At 42.8% G+C, this 17,306-nt stretch carries 11 protein-coding genes and 1 pseudogene; 9 read left to right on the forward strand and 3 right to left on the reverse strand.

The window, feature by feature from the left end; translation table 11 throughout:
- Window positions 1–54 precede the first annotated feature (54 nt).
- The 4 genes and pseudogenes from AXF18_RS05425 to AXF18_RS05440 all read left to right on the forward strand — a co-directional run bounded on the left by AXF18_RS05425 (window position 55) and on the right by AXF18_RS05440 (window position 3,806).
- On the forward strand, window positions 55–813 hold the full coding sequence (locus AXF18_RS05425) for a threonine/serine exporter family protein (RefSeq protein ID WP_000344544.1): 759 nt from the start codon (window positions 55–57) through the stop codon (window positions 811–813).
- Between the two features lies 1 nt (window position 814).
- Window positions 815–1,270, forward strand: coding sequence for a threonine/serine exporter family protein (locus tag AXF18_RS05430; RefSeq protein ID WP_044021233.1), 456 nt, complete (start codon window positions 815–817; stop codon window positions 1,268–1,270).
- A 118-nt stretch (window positions 1,271–1,388) separates the two neighbouring features.
- On the forward strand, window positions 1,389–2,561 hold the full coding sequence (locus AXF18_RS05435; protein ID WP_049489581.1) for a hydroxymethylglutaryl-CoA synthase: 1,173 nt from the start codon (window positions 1,389–1,391) through the stop codon (window positions 2,559–2,561).
- Window positions 2,561–3,806: pseudogene (locus AXF18_RS05440) on the forward strand (hydroxymethylglutaryl-CoA reductase, degradative). The gene AXF18_RS05435 and the pseudogene AXF18_RS05440 overlap by 1 nt, the downstream one beginning before the upstream one ends.
- 35 nt (window positions 3,807–3,841) lie before the next feature.
- Here AXF18_RS05440 and AXF18_RS05445 read toward each other — a convergent pair.
- Entirely contained in the window at window positions 3,842–4,807 is a 966-nt protein-coding gene (locus AXF18_RS05445; protein ID WP_065371611.1) for a LacI family DNA-binding transcriptional regulator, read from the reverse strand.
- On the reverse strand, window positions 4,788–6,242 hold the full coding sequence (locus AXF18_RS05450) for a sucrose-6-phosphate hydrolase (protein WP_065371612.1): 1,455 nt from the start codon (window positions 6,240–6,242) through the stop codon (window positions 4,788–4,790). The genes AXF18_RS05445 and AXF18_RS05450 overlap by 20 nt, the downstream gene beginning before the upstream one ends.
- A 379-nt stretch (window positions 6,243–6,621) precedes the next feature.
- Between AXF18_RS05450 and AXF18_RS05455 the strand changes: the two genes are divergently transcribed.
- Both AXF18_RS05455 and scrK read left to right on the forward strand, forming a co-directional pair.
- Entirely contained in the window at window positions 6,622–8,508 is a 1,887-nt protein-coding gene (locus tag AXF18_RS05455; protein ID WP_065371613.1) for a sucrose-specific PTS transporter subunit IIBC, read from the forward strand.
- 158 nt (window positions 8,509–8,666) lie between these two features.
- Window positions 8,667–9,554, forward strand: a complete 888-nt coding sequence (scrK, locus tag AXF18_RS05460; protein WP_033583433.1) for a fructokinase ScrK — start codon at window positions 8,667–8,669, stop codon at window positions 9,552–9,554.
- Between the two features lie 46 nt (window positions 9,555–9,600).
- Here scrK and AXF18_RS05465 read toward each other — a convergent pair whose 3' ends face one another.
- On the reverse strand, window positions 9,601–10,218 hold the full coding sequence (locus AXF18_RS05465) for a TVP38/TMEM64 family protein (RefSeq protein WP_065371614.1): 618 nt from the start codon (window positions 10,216–10,218) through the stop codon (window positions 9,601–9,603).
- Window positions 10,219–10,353: 135 nt separating this feature from the next.
- On the opposite strand from AXF18_RS05465, the gene AXF18_RS05470 reads away from it, so the two are divergent.
- The 3 genes from AXF18_RS05470 to AXF18_RS10090 all read left to right on the forward strand — a co-directional run bounded on the left by AXF18_RS05470 (window position 10,354) and on the right by AXF18_RS10090 (window position 17,299).
- Window positions 10,354–12,987 (forward strand): DEAD/DEAH box helicase family protein, encoded by a 2,634-nt coding sequence (locus AXF18_RS05470; protein ID WP_065371946.1) that lies wholly within the window; start codon window positions 10,354–10,356, stop codon window positions 12,985–12,987.
- 67 nt (window positions 12,988–13,054) lie between these two features.
- Entirely contained in the window at window positions 13,055–16,048 is a 2,994-nt protein-coding gene (locus tag AXF18_RS05475) for a type I restriction endonuclease subunit R (protein ID WP_065371615.1), read from the forward strand.
- A 3-nt stretch (window positions 16,049–16,051) separates the two neighbouring features.
- Window positions 16,052–17,299 carry a hypothetical protein gene (locus AXF18_RS10090; protein ID WP_065371616.1) on the forward strand — a complete coding sequence of 416 codons (1,248 nt, stop codon included), beginning with the start codon at window positions 16,052–16,054 and terminating at the stop codon, window positions 17,297–17,299.
- The last annotated feature ends 7 nt before the right edge of the window (window positions 17,300–17,306 follow it).

Raw genomic sequence — 17,306 nt, forward strand, 5'->3', positions numbered from 1 at the left:
TTTTTTCACAAGATTTTGTGATAAAATATAGGAAGTAGAAAAAAGGAGGAGAAAATGGACGAATCGAGAGAGTTGAATGCCGTCATTGATGTGATTATGCTAGCAGGAACCATTCTCCTGAAAAGTGGCTCAGAGATTCATCGGGTTGAGGATACTATGATCCGTATTGCCCATTCGCAGGGAATAATGGATTGCAATGTTCTTGCCATGCCCGCAGCTATTTTCTTTTCTATTGAAAACACCAATATTTCTCGGATGAAACGGGTGACCTCATCCTCTTATAACATTGAAAAAGTCTGTGATGTCAACCAAGTATCACGGGAGCTTGTCGGAGGGCAGATTGATCTCTCGACAGCCTTTAATAAGCTGAAAGAAATCGGCAATCAAGCCCTTCCTTATACCAAGTTCCAAGTGACTGTAGCAGCGACCCTCAGTGCCCCTTTCTTCTCGATTATGTTTGGAGGCAATGTCTATGACGCTTTTGGTGCGGCTATTGCGACCTTATTTGGTTTTGCCTTCTCTCTCTACGTAGAGAAGTTTGTCCGCATTCCTTTTGTAACGGCCTTTGCGGGTGCATTTGTCTTCGGATTGATCGCCCAGTTCTGGGCCCGCTATACAGGATTTCCTTCGACGGCAGACCTAATCATAGCAGGAGCGGTCATGCCCTTTGTTCCAGGGATTGCTCTGACAAATGCGGTACGGGATATCATGACCAACCATATCAACTCTGGTATGAGCAAGATGTTTGAATCTTTGCTCATTACCCTCGCTTTAGGGGCTGGCACCTCTGTCGCCCTGGTTTTGATGACATAAGATGACTCTAACAAGTATTTTGCTCCAAGCAGTGGCGAGTTTACTCGCCATTATCACCTTTCTAATCGTACTGAATGTTCAACGCTCCATGCTCCTACCTGGTGGTATTTTGGGAATGGGCGTTTGGCTCCTCTATCTCGTGCTCAAAGAACCAACCAATGTTATTGTCGCGACCTTTATCGCAGCAGTAATTGGCTCTTGCATCAGTCAGATTTTAAGTATTGTCTATAAGACACCAGCGGTGGTCTTTGTCTTGGCTATTCTTGCCCCCTTGGTGCCGGGTTATTTATCCTATCGAACGACAGCTTTCTTTGTGACAGGAGATTACAGCCATGCTATTGCCAGCGCGACTTTGGTGGTTATGTTAGCCCTCGTTATTTCTATTGGAATGGCAAGTGGAACAGTAATTCTAAAGCTTTATTACTACATCCGCAAACAACGAGGAATCTCTTCCTAATGCAGTCAAAGCAAAGACTTGATTTGTTGAATCAAGTCTTTTTTCTCTCTTTTGTCCCTATTTGTGATAAAATAGAATGAAACGATTTTTTACAATGAATGAAAAAACAGAGGTAAATATGACAATCGGTATTGATAAGATTGGTTTTGCGACCAGTCAATATGTCTTGAAATTACAAGACTTAGCAGAAGCGAGGGGAGTTGACCCCGAAAAATTTAGCAAGGGACTCTTGTTAAATGAAATTAGTATTGCACCACTGACTGAGGACATTGTTACCTTGGCAGCTAGTGCCAGCAACTCTATCCTCACAGATAAAGAAAAAGAAGAAATCGATATGGTCATCGTGGCAACCGAGTCAGGGATTGACCAGAGTAAGGCAGCGGCAGTCTTTGTTCATGGCTTGTTAGGTATTCAGCCTTTCGCTCGTAGCTTTGAAATTAAAGAAGCCTGCTATGGAGCGACAGCTGCCCTTCATTATGCTAAATTGCATGTGGAAAATTCTCCAGAGTCTAAGGTTTTGGTCATTGCCAGTGATATTGCCAAGTATGGTGTGGGAACTCCAGGTGAGCCAACCCAGGGTGCTGGAAGTGTGGCGATGCTAATCACTCAAAATCCGCGCATCATGGCCTTTAACAATGATAACGTTGCTCAAACGCGAGACATCATGGATTTCTGGCGTCCGAACTACTCAAGCACTCCTTATGTAAACGGCATGTACTCGACCCAACAGTATCTTGATTGCCTGACAACGACTTGGGATGAATACAAGAAACGCTATGATTGGACTATGGATGACTTTGCGGCTATCTGCTTCCACTTGCCTTATCCTAAGTTGGCCCTAAAAGGCTTGCGCAAGATGATGGACAAAACTTTGTCTAAAGAAAAACAGAATAGTTTGCAAGAGAACTTTGATAAGTCCATCCTTTACAGTCAGATGATTGGAAATATCTACACGGGTTCCCTCTTCCTCGGACTTCTCTCCCTTTTGGAAAATGCAGAGACTTTGAAGGCTGGAGATAAAATTGCCCTCTACAGTTATGGAAGTGGAGCGGTTTCAGAGTTCTTTAGTGGTGAATTGGTCGAAGGCTATGAGGCTTACCTTGATAAGGAGCGCTTGAGCAAACTCAAGCAACGTACAGCCCTATCCGTTGCAGACTATGAAAAAGTCTTCTTCGAAGAGGTGCAGTTGGATGAATCTGGTTCAGCCCAATTTGCAGGCTATGAATATCAAGACTATGCCTTGGTTGAAATTGTCGACCACCAACGCCGTTATAGCAAGGTTGAAAAATAATGAAGATAAGTTGGAATGGATTTTCTAAAAAAACATACCATGAGCGCCTAGAGTTGTTGAAAGATCAGGCGCTCCTTAGTCCTGAAAAGCAAACGAGTCTGGAGCAGGATGAACAAGTCAGCTTGGCAGTTGCAGATCAGCTGAGTGAGAATGTGGTGGGAACTTTTTCTCTGCCTTATTCCATCATTCCAGAGCTTGTGGTGAATGGTCAGGACTACACAGTTCCCTATGTGACAGAAGAACCGTCTGTGGTTGCTGCGGCCAGCTATGCCAGCAAAATCATCAAGCGAGCAGGTGGCTTTACTGCTCAAGTTCATCAGCGCCAGATGATTGGGCAGGTAGCCCTTTATCAAGTTGCTGATCCAGAGCTAGCGCAAGAGAAGATTGCCAGCAAGAAGGCGGAGCTCTTAGAACTTGCCAATCAAGCCTATCCTTCTATCGTCAAACGTGGTGGCGGGGCGCGTGATTTGCATGTAGAGCAGATCAAAAGTGAAACAGACTTTCTCGTTGTTTATCTCCATGTCGATACCCAGGAAGCCATGGGAGCCAATATGCTCAACACCATGCTGGAGGCTTTGAAACCAGTCTTAGAAGAACTTGTCCAACTACGCGACCGATTCTCTGGTGACTGCAAGCTGTCGTATCGCCTTTCGCTACTTGAGCCGACAAAAGGATGAAGCCAGAGAAATAGCAGAGAAAATAGCTTTGGCTAGCCAGTTTGCGCAGGCTGATCCCTACCGAGCGGCTACCCATAATAAAGGGATTTGTAATGGTATTGATGCCATTTTGATTGCCACGGGTAATGACTGGCGTGCCATCGAAGCTGGGGCCCATGCCTTTGCCAGTCGAGATGGACGCTATCAAGGTCTTAGTCAATGGACACTGGACATGGAAAGAGAAGAATTGGTCGGTGAGATGACATTACCCATGCCGGTAGCTACAAAGGGTGGCTCTATTGGACTCAACCCACGTGTAGCCCTCAGTCATGAACTACTAGGAAATCCTTCAGCCAAGGAATTAGCTCAAATTATCGTGTCCATCGGTCTTGCCCAAAACTTTGCGGCCCTCAAAGCCTTGGTCAGTACGGGCATCCAGCAAGGCCACATGAAATTGCAGGCCAAATCCCTAGCTCTCCTAGCTGGTGCTAGTGAGTCCGAGGTTGCTCCACTGGTCGAGCACTTGATTGCAGAAAAAAACTTTAACTTAGAGACAGCCCAGCGCTATCTCGAAAACTTAAGATCATAAAAAAACTCAGACGAATTCGTCTGAGTTTTTTGTACTTAAATACTTTTTCCTGGTAATAGTGTGACTGGTAAGAAGTAACCAGTTGTCGCGACCTCTTTGCCTTCAATCTTCTGCAAGAGGAGATCAACAGTGAGGTGGGCAATCTCTTTCATAGGTTGCTTAATCGTTGTCAGGTGAGGATAGTAGTTCTCGATAAAGTAGGTCCCATCATAGCCGATGACCTTGAGCTCACCAGGAACAGAAATTCCCAGCTCTTGAGCTATTTTGATAACCAGGATAGCTGTCAAATCATCTGAAGCAAAGATAGCATCTGGTTTCTGATGGGTCAAGATATTCTTGATTTCCATTTCTTTTCGGACGGGAGAAAAGTCACTCGAAACATTGATAATAGGCGCTTTTGGGAGAACAGAGGCAAAGCCAGCGTGGCGCAGTCCAGTCGGTGAGTTCGAGTTGTCATTTCCCGTAATCATGATGATAGACTGGGCGCCAGTCTTGACCAGAGTTTGGGCGGCGAGGACCCCGCCACCGTAGTTATCAGAGGAGACGACAGGGATGTCTGGAGACAAGTTTCGGTCAAAGGAAATGATCGGTGCTGTCACACGATTGTAGTCTTCGATTCCCAAGTTGTGACTTCCAGAAATGATACCATCGACCTGGTTGGCCTCCAGCATTTCAATGTACTCCCGTTCTTTTTCAGAGTCATGTTCGCTGTTACAGATGATGGTCTTGTAGCCATTCTTGAAGAGTTGGTGTTCCAACTTGTCAATCAACTCCGCATAAAAGACATGACTGATGTTTGGAAAAATAAGTCCAATCAACTTGGCAGATTTTCCTTGGAGACTTCGAGCCAGATTATTGGGCTTGTAGCCCAATTCTCGCATGGCTTCATTAACCTTTTGAATGGTTTTCTCAGATAGATACCCCTTTTTATTGATGACCCGTGAGACGGTAGTAGGGCTGACGCCTGCAAGTTTTGCGACATCAGTTAGTTTTGCGACCATAATCTAATTCATAGTAAGTTCCAGTTGGGTTTCCAAACTTGATGAGGATACCGTTTTGATCCACATGTGGGAAGACACGACCAGAAAATACTTTTTCTCCTTTATTGATGAAAATTTCAAATACTGACTTATCGATGAAGATAGTGGCAGTAGTAGCTTGGTTATCGATAGGGCAAGAACGAGTCGTACCAAATTCTTGGGCGTACTGTTGACCAGCCTGACTACGATCCACTGTCACCTGTCCATTGACAAGGTCAAAGTGGATGGAAAGCCCCTTGCCTTCTTTATCAGCGAGCAAGACAATCTCGCTTTGGCTATTGGCCTCCAAGTTGAGCTCGAGTTCATAGGTGTTATTGGTTTGAGTACGATTTGAGAAGGCCTCTTCAGAAGAACGAAGTTCTTTGACGGCTGAGACAGGATATTGGTAGAGTTTGCCATCTTTGATAGTGAGTTCTTTGACCAATGAGAAGGTTCCTTGGTTGTCAAAACGGTCAGATGGGTAAGAAACATCTGGCAACCCAAGCCAACTTACTGCTAGTGCACGTCCATCTGGAGCGTTAAAGGCTTGAGTTGCATAGGCTTCAAAACCATAGTCTAGATTTTGCAATGGAGACACATCGACCATTTTGGCATTTTGAGGGGCAAAGGAAGCCCCAATCTTATACATATTTGGATAGATATTATCATAGTCTAGAACACCCTTATCCAATCCTTGTGGACAGTAGAGAAGGACAGGTTGCTCCCCTACAAAGACCAGATTTGGACATTCCATCATGTAGGCAGTACGGTCGTTAGCAAAGTCAAGGTCGCCAACTGCTTGCCAGTTTGTATAATCATTGTCCACAGCCTTGTAGAGACGGACGAAGCCTTTTTTCTCCAAGTCCTGTCCACCGACGATAGCATAATATTGACCTTTAAAGTTAAAAATTTGTGGGTCACGGAAGTGATCAGTAGAGTCTGCTGGCTGGTCAATCAAGATCTTGTCAATCTTTGTAATCTTGCCATCCTTGTCCATCAAAGCCCCAATCTGGTAAGGGTGACGGATCCAGTTTTCATCACGGACATTTCCAGTATAAAATAGGAACAACTGATCGCCAAACTGCATGGCAGAACCAGAGTAGGCACCGTGGCTATCCAATGGAGTATCTGGTAAAACTTTGACTCCAGTTTCTGTAAAGTGCACTAAATCATCACTTTCAAGCTGCACCCAAGACTTCAACCCATGGGCTGCACCAAAGGGGAAGTTTTGGTAAAAGAGAATCCATTTGCCATCAAAATAAGAAAAGCCATTTGGATCATTGAGAAGCCCCATTTTAGGCTCGACATGGTAACGAGTATGCCAAGGAGATTGTGCCATCTTTTCCTTGATTTGCTTGATTTCATCAGTAGACCAGTCTTCATAGCGTCTGTAACGGCGCTCAGTTGTCCATTCCATTTTATCTTTCCTCCATAAGTTCTATTCTATTATTAATAGTAAACGTTTTCGGCAAAAAAAGCAAGTCTTTTATGTTAAAAAAGAGAAAAACATGTCAAACGATTGCCAGAAATCAAGTGAAGGAAACATGGTAAATTTTCACGAAAAAATGAAAGAAAATGTAAATAAAAGCCTTGATTCCTCAAGTATAAAGATATTTTTTTGAGGAAAAAGAGAATATCCCTCAAAAACGAGCAAAAATAATCAGAGAAAAAAGAATGGGAATAAAAAATTCTGCAAAACGCTTGACATATTTTAGAAACATGATAAAATAATAGTCGTAGGGCGAATAAAATCGCTTTCAAACAAGAACAAAATTTTTATAAGGAGATTTTTGCAAATGAACAATCAGGATATTGCAAAAAAAGTCATCGAAGCCTTAGGTGGACGTGAGAACGTTAATAGTGTAGCTCACTGTGCGACTCGTCTTCGCGTTATGGTTAAAGATGAAGCGAAAATTAACAAAGATGCTATCGAGAGCTTGGAAAAAGTTCAAGGTGCTTTCTTTAACTCAGGTCAATACCAAATCATCTTTGGTACTGGTACAGTAAACAAGATGTACGATGAAGTCGTAGCTCTTGGTTTGCCAACTTCAACAAAAGCTGAAATGAAAGCAGAAGCTGCTAAACAAGGAAATTGGTTCCAACGTGCCATCCGTACTTTCGGTGACGTTTTCGTTCCAATCATTCCAGTTATCGTAGCAACTGGTCTCTTCATGGGTGTTCGTGGTCTCTTGACTGCTCTTGGAATGACACTTCCAGAAGATGTGACAACTTATACTCAGATCTTGACTGACACTGCCTTTATTATCTTGCCAGGTTTGGTTGTTTGGTCAACTTTCCGTGTATTCGGTGGTAACCCAGCCGTTGGTATCGTTCTTGGTATGATGCTCGTTTCTGATTCGCTTCCAAATGCCTGGGCTGTTGCGTCTGGTGGTGAAGTAACTGCAATGCAGTTCTTCGGATTTATCCCAGTTGTAGGTTTGCAAGGTTCAGTTCTTCCAGCCTTCATTATCGGTGTTGTCGGAGCTAAGTTTGAAAAAGCAGTTCGCAAGGTTGTTCCAGATGTACTTGACCTCTTGGTAACACCGTTCGTAACACTCCTTGTAATGTCAATTCTTGGATTGTTTGTTATCGGACCAGTCTTCCACGTTGTTGAAAACTACATCCTCATTGGAACTAAAGCAATTCTTAACTTGCCATTCGGACTTGGTGGTTTCTTGATTGGTGGAGTTCACCAATTAATCGTCGTATCAGGTGTTCACCACATCTTCAACTTGCTTGAAGTTCAATTGCTTGCTGCTGACCATGTTAACCCATTCAACGCTATCATTACTGCAGCTATGACTGCTCAAGGTGCTGCGACAGTAGCCGTTGGTGTGAAAACTAAAAATCCTAAACTTAAAACACTTGCTTTCCCAGCTGCTCTTTCTGCCTTCCTAGGTATTACTGAGCCTGCTATCTTCGGGGTTAACTTGCGTTTCCGTAAGCCATTCTTCCTTTCATTGATTGCTGGTGCAATCGGTGGTGGATTGGCATCTATCCTTGGACTTGCTGGTACTGGTAATGGTATCACAGTCATCCCTGGTACAATGCTTTACATTGGTAACGGACAACTTCTACAATACCTTCTTATGGTAGCTGTATCATTTGTTCTTGGTTTTGCCCTTACCTACATGTTTGGTTACGAGGACGAAGAAGAAGTTGCTAGTGAAGTGGCGACAGAACGCTTGGTTCAAGAAGAAACAACTGGTAACATTCCAGTAGCTCCTCAAAATGAAACAATCCAAACTCCAATCGTTGGGGACGTAGTTGCCCTTGAGAATGTTGATGATCCAGTCTTTTCAAGTGGTGCAATGGGACAAGGTATCGCAGTAAAACCAAGCCAAGGTGTGGTTTATGCACCAGCTGATGCAGAAGTATCGATCGCCTTTGCCACAGGACATGCTTATGGTTTGAAGACAGCTAATGGAGCTGAAATCTTGATCCACGTTGGTATCGATACGGTGACTATGAACGGTGAAGGCTTTGAACAAAAAGTTGCTCAAGGCGACAAGGTTAAAGCTGGTGACGTTCTTGGAACCTTTGACTCAAACAAAATCGCTGCTGCAGGTCTTGATGACACAACAATGATTATCGTAACCAACACAGCAGACTACGCTTCTGTGACACCAGTCGCAAGTGGCTCTGTTGTCAAGGGTGACGCTATCATCGAAGTGAAAGCCTAGTCCTCTTCGAAAACCAGATCTAAAAACAAAACGAACAAATATCATGTTTGTTCGTTTTTACTTGGATGGTAAGATTTACAGAGGAAAATCTAAAATATTGAGAAATCTAGCCTTTTAAAATGTGCTATAATAGAGAAAACAAAGATAAGAGGTTTATCATGACAAAATTATATGGAAGCTTAGAAGCGGGCGGTACAAAGTTTGTCTGTGCTGTCGGAGATGAAAATTTTAACATTGTAGAAAAAACACAGTTTCCTACAACAACTCCTATCGAGACCATCGATAAAACCATCGAATTCTTTTCAAAATTCGATAATCTTGCAGGTCTTGCCATCGGTTCCTTTGGTCCGATCGATATCGATAAAAACTCAAAAACCTATGGCTTTATCACAACGACTCCAAAACCTCATTGGGCTAATGTAGACCTACTTGGTGCCCTTCGCCGCTCCCTCAACGTACCCATGTATTTCACCACAGACGTGAACAGCTCTGCCTATGGTGAAGTGGTTGCTCGTAACAATGCTGGTGGCCGTATCGAGAACCTGGTCTACTACACAATCGGTACAGGTATCGGAGCAGGTGTTATCCAACGTGGTGAGTTTATCGGTGGTGTCGGTCACCCTGAGATGGGTCACTACTATGTGGCTAAACACCCAATGGATGTAGAAAAAGAATTTAACGGCGTCTGTCCTTTCCATAAGGGTTGTTTGGAAGGCTTTGCGGCTGGACCAAGCCTCGAAGCTCGTACAGGTATTCGTGGTGAAAACATCGAACTCAACAGTTCTGTCTGGGATGTTCAAGCCTACTATATCGCTCAGGCTGCGGTCAATGCTACAGTAACTTTCCGTCCAGATGTGATCGTCTTTGGTGGTGGGGTTATGGCCCAACAACACATGCTGGACCGTGTACGTGAGAAATTCACAGCTCTTCTCAACGGCTACCTACCAGTACCAGATGTGCGTGACTATATCGTGACTCCAGCAGTTGCTGGAAATGGTTCTGCCACACTTGGGAACTTTGTCCTCGCTAAGAGTGTCGCAAAATAAAACAAACAAAAAATCCGCTTGGGAAACCAAACGGATTTTTCTATTCTCAAAACATCTGCCAGAAGAAATCAATAATATAGGTCAAACCATATGTATAAACCACTAGGGTAAAGGGCTTGGTCAAAACGATGATAATCATATAGCGCTTAAAGGTCATCTTGGTAAGGGCAGCCAGCATACAGAGAAAGTCAGCTGGGCTAACTGGCCAGATCATCATAAAGATAAAGAAACGCTCGAAACGATTGCCCTTATCTAGCCAACCGATGTACTTGTCATAGGTGCGCTTGCTGACGACGGACTGGACAAAGGCAGCTCCATAGAGACGGACGAGGTAAAAGATAATGGCACAGCCAATCACGATGCCGATATAGTTATAGATAGTCCCGATGATGTGGCCGTAAATAAAGACCCCAGCCACTGAGGTCAAAGCTCCCGGAATGATCGGAACGACGGTTTGTAGGATCTGTAAAAAGATAAAGAGTGGTGGCCCCCAAACCCCAGCTTGCTGGATAAAGGCCGATAGGGTTTCCTTGGACTGTAACACTCCTGCCTGATAGGCCCAAATACAGAAAATCAAGGTGCCGACTCCCCCGACGATAGATGAAATATTGATGACTTGCTGTAGAAGGGGAGAAACAGCTTTCATTTGCTTGTGCTGTGACATAGAAACTCCTTATAGATAGTATGATTCTACTATACCATATTTTTCTTATAAAGACTAATTTGATTCCTTATCTTGCTTTTTATATAAGTGTGGTACAATTAAAGGAGTAAGTCAAGAGATATAATGGTGAAAGAAATGTTAGATTTAAAATTTAAAGGAAGATGGAGAAAGTACCAAAAGGAAGTCTTAAATCGTTTTCAGAACTATCAAACAGATGGCCATGTTCACCTAGTGGCGGCACCAGGGTCCGGCAAGACCACCATTGGTATCGAGCTGATCGCTCGTTTTGGCAACCCAGCCCTTGTCTTGGTTCCAACTGTCACCATTCGTGAACAATGGGTGGACAGGATTCAAACAGCCTTTTTAGAGAACGAACAGAAGATTTCAGATCTCGTTTCCCAAAACTTAAAGGAGATGAAAGCATTAACGATTGTGACCTATCAGGCTTTTCATAGTGCTATGAACCAACTTCAATCACAAGAAGATGGAGAAGCAGAGGATTTTGTGGGATTTGATTTGCTTGCAAGTCTAAGAACTCAGAAAGTTGCGACTCTTTGCTTGGACGAATGCCACCACCTGCGCAATGAATGGTGGAAAAGTCTGGAAGCCTTTCGCAAGCAGTATGGACCGCTGAAACTCATCTCCTTGACAGCGACACCACCTTATGACAGCGATCCTGAACTCTGGGAACGCTATATCCGTATGTGTGGGGAAATCGACCAAGAAATCACGGTACCTGAACTAGTCAAGGAAGATACTCTTTGCCCTCATCAGGATTTTGTCTATATGTGTTCACCAACAGCTGAAGAGGCGGAACGTCTCAAACGGTTTGAGGAGACTAAGTGGGACTATATTCACCACCTTATAGTCGATCCTGATTTTCAAACATTTGTAGCAGGGTCTAAGGTCCTCAAAGGGGATATTTCATCTGATTTGCTCTTAGAAGATCCCAAGTACTTGTCTGCTATGTTGATTTATATGCATTCTCAGGGGTTAACGATTCCTCCCTCTTTACAAAATTTACTGGGAACCCAGAAGCTTCCAGCATTGACCTCCTACTGGCTGGAGACGCTGTTGCAGAGCATACTCTATCAGACACCAGATTGGTATGAGGATCCAGATGGATATAGGAAAAAGTTAGAGGCTGACTTGAAGGCGCGTGGGTTGGTGGAAAAACGTCAGGTTTATCTGGTTAAGTCTAAGGCTTCCGATCAGCTTTTAACCCAATCTCTAGGGAAGTTGTCTGCCATTGCCGATATCTTTTTGACGGAGTATGAGAGTCTAGGTCAGGAACTGAGACAGTTAGTACTAGCTGACTATATTCGCAAGGATTTTGCCACCTATCTGGGAGATGATCAGGCAACCATTTCTCAGTTGGGGGTACTCCCTTATTTTGAAAGCATTCGTCGAAAAGCTCAGGAGCAAGAGATCCCTGTATCTTTAGCTGTCTTGTCAGGTAGTGTTGTTATTTTGCCTACCGATGTGGTAGCAGAGTTGAAGGAACTCTTGCCTCAGGTTCCTCTTAGTTTCTCATCTATTGGTCACTTGGATCCAAAAGATTATGTGCAGGTTGGTTTTCCGAGCTCAGCTAAGGGAATCGTAGCGGCGGTGACGGAGCTTTTTCAACGAGGGCGGATTCAAGTCCTAGTCGGAACCAAATCTCTCCTCGGAGAGGGTTGGGATGCTCCTTGTGTTAATTCCCTAATCCTCGGAAGCTTTGTGGGGAGCTTTATGCTGAGTAACCAGATGCGTGGGCGTGCCATTCGTATCTGGCCGGGACATCCAGAAAAGACCAGCAACATCTGGCATCTGGTAGCCGTTCAAGCGCAAGCACTTATCACTCTTCCTGGTGAGGAGCCTAGACCAGAGAGCAATCAGGATCTGCAGACCTTGTCGCGACGGATGGAGCATTTTCTTGGATTGGCTTATAATCAGGAGAGTATTGAGACCGGTTTGGATCGTTTGGATTTTCCAAAGCCCCCTTTTAAGAAAAAGCAAATTAGTGAGTACAATGAGCGAGTTAAGAGTCTCTCCAAGGATCGAGCAGACTTGAGACAAAAATGGCAAGATGCTCTTGTCGTAGCGGATCAATTTGAGATAGTTACAGAAGTCGCGGCTCAAAAACAGAAGGTCCCAGTCATGCTCTTGCTTGATGCATTAAAATGGGTTCGCATGTCATTGCTCTTGTTGGCGGTAGATTTGTTGGTTTTGCTATTTAGATTGAGATTGATCGGTGTTTGGTGGCTTACAACAGCCTGTCTCCTCTTTTTGGTCTTTGCCTCTTGGCGCTATCTCCGCTATAAGAGTCCCTATAAACGCTTGCAGTCTCTGGGTGAGCAAATCCGAAAGGCTCTGCTAGATTCGGGGCATCTAACGGATGATCAATCCCGTGTTCAGGTAGAGGAGGACAAGGAAAACTACATGGTCTTTGCCTATCTCAAGGGAGGAAGCATGAGGGACAAGGAGCTGTTTGCACAGACTTTGGGAGAGTTCTTTGCTCCAGTAAACAATCAGCGCTATCTCTTGAAGGCAGAGAAAGTCCGACAAGGTCAGTCACCTTACTATGTCGTGCCTAGTCTTTTTGACAAGCGCAAGGAAGAAGCACAGAAATTCCTCGACTTTCTGACGCCGACTATCGGACATTATCATCTCGTCTACACACGAACAGAGACCGGACGGAAAATCCTTCTCGAAGCTCGTATCCAAGCTCTCTCTAACAAAAACGACCGTACCTTGACTAAGAAGAAGGTTAAAAGCCGGTTGGAGTAGGGGCGTATGGGAAAATCTATCTGAAACATGATATAATATAGTAAAATTGTGCATTATAAAGGAGAGAATGATGCAAGTAAAACCAGAACTGGAGATAGAAAAACAACTAATCACCCAACTGGTAACTGGTGAAAGCCAATGGACTTATAGAGAAGACCTCAAAACAGAAGAACAACTATGGGACAATTTCTTTGAGAAACTAGCCCAAAACAACGTTTCCCTGCTGGCAGACCATCCCTTGACTGAACAGGAAAAACGCCAGATTCAAAACCAACTCAACTTTATCAGCTACTACGATGCTGCTAAGTGGTTGGTCGGTGAAAACGGCATTGCCAAGGTTGAAGTTCAGAGAGAGGATGCCAGCCTAGGAACCATCCGATTATCCGTCATCTGGCGAGATAATATCGCTGCTGGTAAGTCTAGCTATGAAGTTGTCAATCAAGTCCAACGAGAAAAAGTAAATCCTATGGACCAAGACCGTAGACTGGATGTTACTCTTCTCATCAACGGTTTACCCATGATTCAAATCGAACTTAAGAGTTCCCAAGCAGCATTTATCGATGCTTTTCACCAAATTAAAAAATATGACCGCGAAGGCAAGTTCCGTGGTATCTACTCTAGCTTGCAGATGTTTGTTGTGACTAACAAGGTCGATACTCGTTATATCGCTGCAGCTCGTGAAAATAAACTCAACAAGCAATTTCTAACCAAGTGGGTGGATAAGGACAATCATCCTGTGACAAACCTGACTAGCTTTGCCCACGAAGTCCTTTCTATCCCTCGTGCTCACCAGATGGTCATGCAGTATTCTGTCATTGATGATAGCAAGAAAGCTCTCATCCTCTTGCGCCCCTACCAGATTCATGCTATTGAAGCAGTGCAGGAAGCATCTCGTCAGCAAGCATCAGGCTATGTTTGGCATACGACAGGTTCAGGAAAGACTCTGACTTCTTATAAGGTAGCGAGGAATCTCCTTCAGATTCCTTCCATCCAAAAGACGATTTTTGTCGTTGACCGCAGGGACTTGGACCAACAGACCACTTCATCTTTTCTCTCTTATGCGACCAATGATGTCATTGATATTGATGAGACGGATAATACCCATGATTTGGTCAAGCGCTTAGGAAGCAATGATAAGCGTGTGGTGGTAACCACCATCCAGAAAATCACCACCATGATGCGCAAGTTTGACCAAGGTCTTTACCAAAGAGATGCGGATAAAATCAAGGGTCTCCGAGTGGTCTTTGTCGTGGATGAATGCCACCGTGCAGTGACACCACAAACACAAAAAGACATTAAAGCCTTTTTCCCTCAGTCCCTCTGGTATGGATTTACAGGAACGCCTATCTTTAAGGAAAATAAACGCCAGCAGGTCGGCGACCTCGCCCAAACCACCCAGCAACAGTATGGAGACCGTCTCCATGAGTATACAGTCAAGGAAGCCATCCATGACGGAGCTGTCTTAGGCTTTAAGGTCGATTATCGTAATACCCTCATCACGGATAAATCTGAAGATGACGTACCAGATACTGTCTATGAGAATGAGGAACACATGCTGGAAGTCTTGGATGCCATTATCAATAAATCCCGTCAACAACTAGGCTTCCAAAAAGGAGTGGGTAAGACCTACAATGCCATCCTGACTGTCAAGTCCATCCCTCAAGCCCAAGCCTACTATGACCTTCTCAAAAGAGTCAAGGCTGGTCAAACACGTGTCAAGGTGTCGGAGAGGGTTAAGCAGGTCCTTCCTGACTTTCCAAAGGCGACCATCACCTACTCCGTTACGGAGAATGAAGAAGACTCAAGAGCCAACCAAGACCACATGAAGCAGGTCTTAGAGGACTATAACCAAGAGTTTGATACTCACTTTACCATGGCGGATCTTCGTGGCTTTAACACCGATGTCAATAATCGCCTTGCTCGAAAACAGGATAAATACCTCTATCGAAAGGAACAGTTGGACTTGGTTATCGTGGTCAATCGTCTCTTAACGGGATTTGATGCGCCTTGTCTATCGACCCTCTTTATTGACAGAAAGCCCATGCAACCACAGGATCTGATTCAGGCCTTTAGTCGAACCAACCGTATTTTTGATTCTAGTAAGACCTATGGTCATATCATCACCTTCCAAAAGCCCCTAACCTTTAAGGAAGCAGTGGATAATGCCCTTAAACTCTACTCAAATGGTGGAGAAAACGAGGTCCTAGCCCCAAGCTGGGAAGAGGAAAAGAGGAACTTTTTACGGAGTTGCAGTGATTTCCAAAATCTCATCACCGATGATCCTGAGGAAGGACTCCAAATCGAGCAAATCTCTACACCTGAGTTGAGAAAGCTCGCCAAGGCCTATCAAGTCTTTGATAAATATCTAGCCTCTATCCGAGTTTATAAAGAGTATGATGAGGAAGAAATTTACGCCCAGACGGGACTAAGCGCAGAAGAATTGGAAACTTATCTTGGCTTCTATCAAAATATCCTAGCTGAATTAAAAAGCCGAAGAGATGATGGTGATGAGGGTGGGGAACCCCTTGATATCCACTATGAACTAGAGTCTATCCAAGTGGATGAGATCAACTATGCCTATATCTTGACCTTGATCCAAAGTCTGATCGAGCAAGGCCAGAGTCAAGAAAAGAACCTAAGCGCTCAAGATAGAGAAACAGTGGATACCTATATTCATAGCCTTGAGAAGACCAATCCAAATCTTGCCCATATCATCACTGAACTATGGAAGGAAGTACTGGACAAGCCAGAAAGCTATCGTGGTCAGTCTATCGCAAATATCTTGGATCAGATGATTGAGGCGGTCATCCAGCAACACATCCAAGTATTTAGCAAACGTTGGTATGTCGGAGAGGATGAACTCCGTTACTATGTCGAGCACTACCGTAAGGGAGCTAAAAAACAACTAGGAGAAAGCCAACTGACCAAGAGCCAGCGCTATCAGGACTATAAGATAGAAGTGGCAGATGCCCTCAATCCTCTCCTCTATAAAAAACAAATCAAGGAGGCATGTAAGCAACTTGTCGAAGAAGTCATTGAGCCGTTGAGGGTTGGAAGGTAGAATATGAAAATACAATTAATTAATTATACTGGTGAGAATAGCAAAGGACTATTAGTAGATTTATGTAATTCGTTTGGAAATGCAGAGTCTTTAGACTCGTACGATCTAAATATAATTGATTTAACAGATGAATTAATATGGCAAAATAGAAGTTTCAGAGCAGATTTTGATACTCTAAATTGTGATGATGATTTTCAAACTTTGAAAACTAGCATTATTCGTTCTAGCAAAACAAATTATTTATATGTTTTACCAAAGAATATTAAATTTAAAACAAATTTTGATAATCCAAATAGGCATTCTAGTAAGGTTCATCTAACTAGTGTATATATTAAGAATAATATTTATAAACTAACAACCAATTTGCAAAAGGTCATTCCTTTTAACTTTACCTTATACTATGAGAAAACTTCAACGTATTTATCGGAAATTGAATTATCAGCTGATTTTTATTTTGACCTAAATATGAGGACAAATGAGGATGGAATTGTAATTTCTAAGAATGAGATATACTCGAGTGGAAGTGAAAAGTTAGTATTTTTAACATTGGGTAGAAATTCAATAACAACTTTACAGATTGAAAATGATAATTTAAAGTTGATATTAGATAATATATTTTTAACACAATCAATTGAAAACGTCCCTAAATGGTTTTCGAAACTAGAATTTTTTGACGATGCCTATCAAACAGGAGTAGCAAAGATAGAAGAAAGAAAAATTCAAGAATCAAAACTTAAAATAGAAAACGTTGAACAAATTATTAAAAAAAATAAATATTATGAATCAATACTTTATAAATCGGGGAAAGAATTAGAACTTGTTCTAATAGAGATGTTAGTAGAAATGCTAGAAATAAAAACTGATTTTAAAGACACTAAAGATGAAGATTTTTCTTTTGAAAAGAATGGAATTCATTATCTATTTGAATTTAAAGGGTTAAATAAAGATCTAAAAAAATCCAATATTTCTCAGTTAATGACTCATGTATATAAATATGCAGAAAAGAAAGAAATTTCGGATAAAATTATTAAGAGAATTATCATTGTAAATCGGTTTAAGGATATAGATCCGAAAGATAGGGAATCAATCAATGATAGTATTATAGATATAGCAAAAAATAAGATATATAATGTGTTAATTATAGACACAATGCAATTTTTAATGCTATTTGAAAAATATAAACTTGGAGAAATAGTTATTGATGAAATTATTACTAGTTTTGATCAAATTGGGCTCTTTGAACTAAGTTAGATATAAA

The organism is Streptococcus sp. oral taxon 064 (genome assembly GCF_001683375.1).
In the GTDB taxonomy this organism is placed as follows: domain Bacteria; phylum Bacillota; class Bacilli; order Lactobacillales; family Streptococcaceae; genus Streptococcus; species Streptococcus oralis_S.

Bases quoted from the DNA above. Each gene is read 5' to 3' on its own strand.
- AXF18_RS05450 (WP_065371612.1), bottom strand. From the start codon at position 6,242: ATGGAATGGACAACTGAGCGCCGTTACAGACGCTATGAAGACTGGTCT.
- AXF18_RS05455 (WP_065371613.1), top strand. From the start codon at position 6,622: ATGAACAATCAGGATATTGCAAAAAAAGTCATCGAAGCCTTAGGTGGA.
- AXF18_RS05445 (WP_065371611.1), bottom strand. From the start codon at position 4,807: ATGGTCGCAAAACTAACTGATGTCGCAAAACTTGCAGGCGTCAGCCCT.
- AXF18_RS05435 (WP_049489581.1), top strand. From the start codon at position 1,389: ATGACAATCGGTATTGATAAGATTGGTTTTGCGACCAGTCAATATGTC.
- AXF18_RS05475 (WP_065371615.1), top strand. From the start codon at position 13,055: ATGATGCAAGTAAAACCAGAACTGGAGATAGAAAAACAACTAATCACC.
- AXF18_RS05470 (WP_065371946.1), top strand. From the start codon at position 10,354: ATGTTAGATTTAAAATTTAAAGGAAGATGGAGAAAGTACCAAAAGGAA.
- AXF18_RS05425 (WP_000344544.1), top strand. From the start codon at position 55: ATGGACGAATCGAGAGAGTTGAATGCCGTCATTGATGTGATTATGCTA.
- AXF18_RS05465 (WP_065371614.1), bottom strand. From the start codon at position 10,218: ATGTCACAGCACAAGCAAATGAAAGCTGTTTCTCCCCTTCTACAGCAA.
- scrK (WP_033583433.1), top strand. From the start codon at position 8,667: ATGACAAAATTATATGGAAGCTTAGAAGCGGGCGGTACAAAGTTTGTC.
- AXF18_RS05430 (WP_044021233.1), top strand. From the start codon at position 815: ATGACTCTAACAAGTATTTTGCTCCAAGCAGTGGCGAGTTTACTCGCC.
- AXF18_RS10090 (WP_065371616.1), top strand. From the start codon at position 16,052: ATGAAAATACAATTAATTAATTATACTGGTGAGAATAGCAAAGGACTA.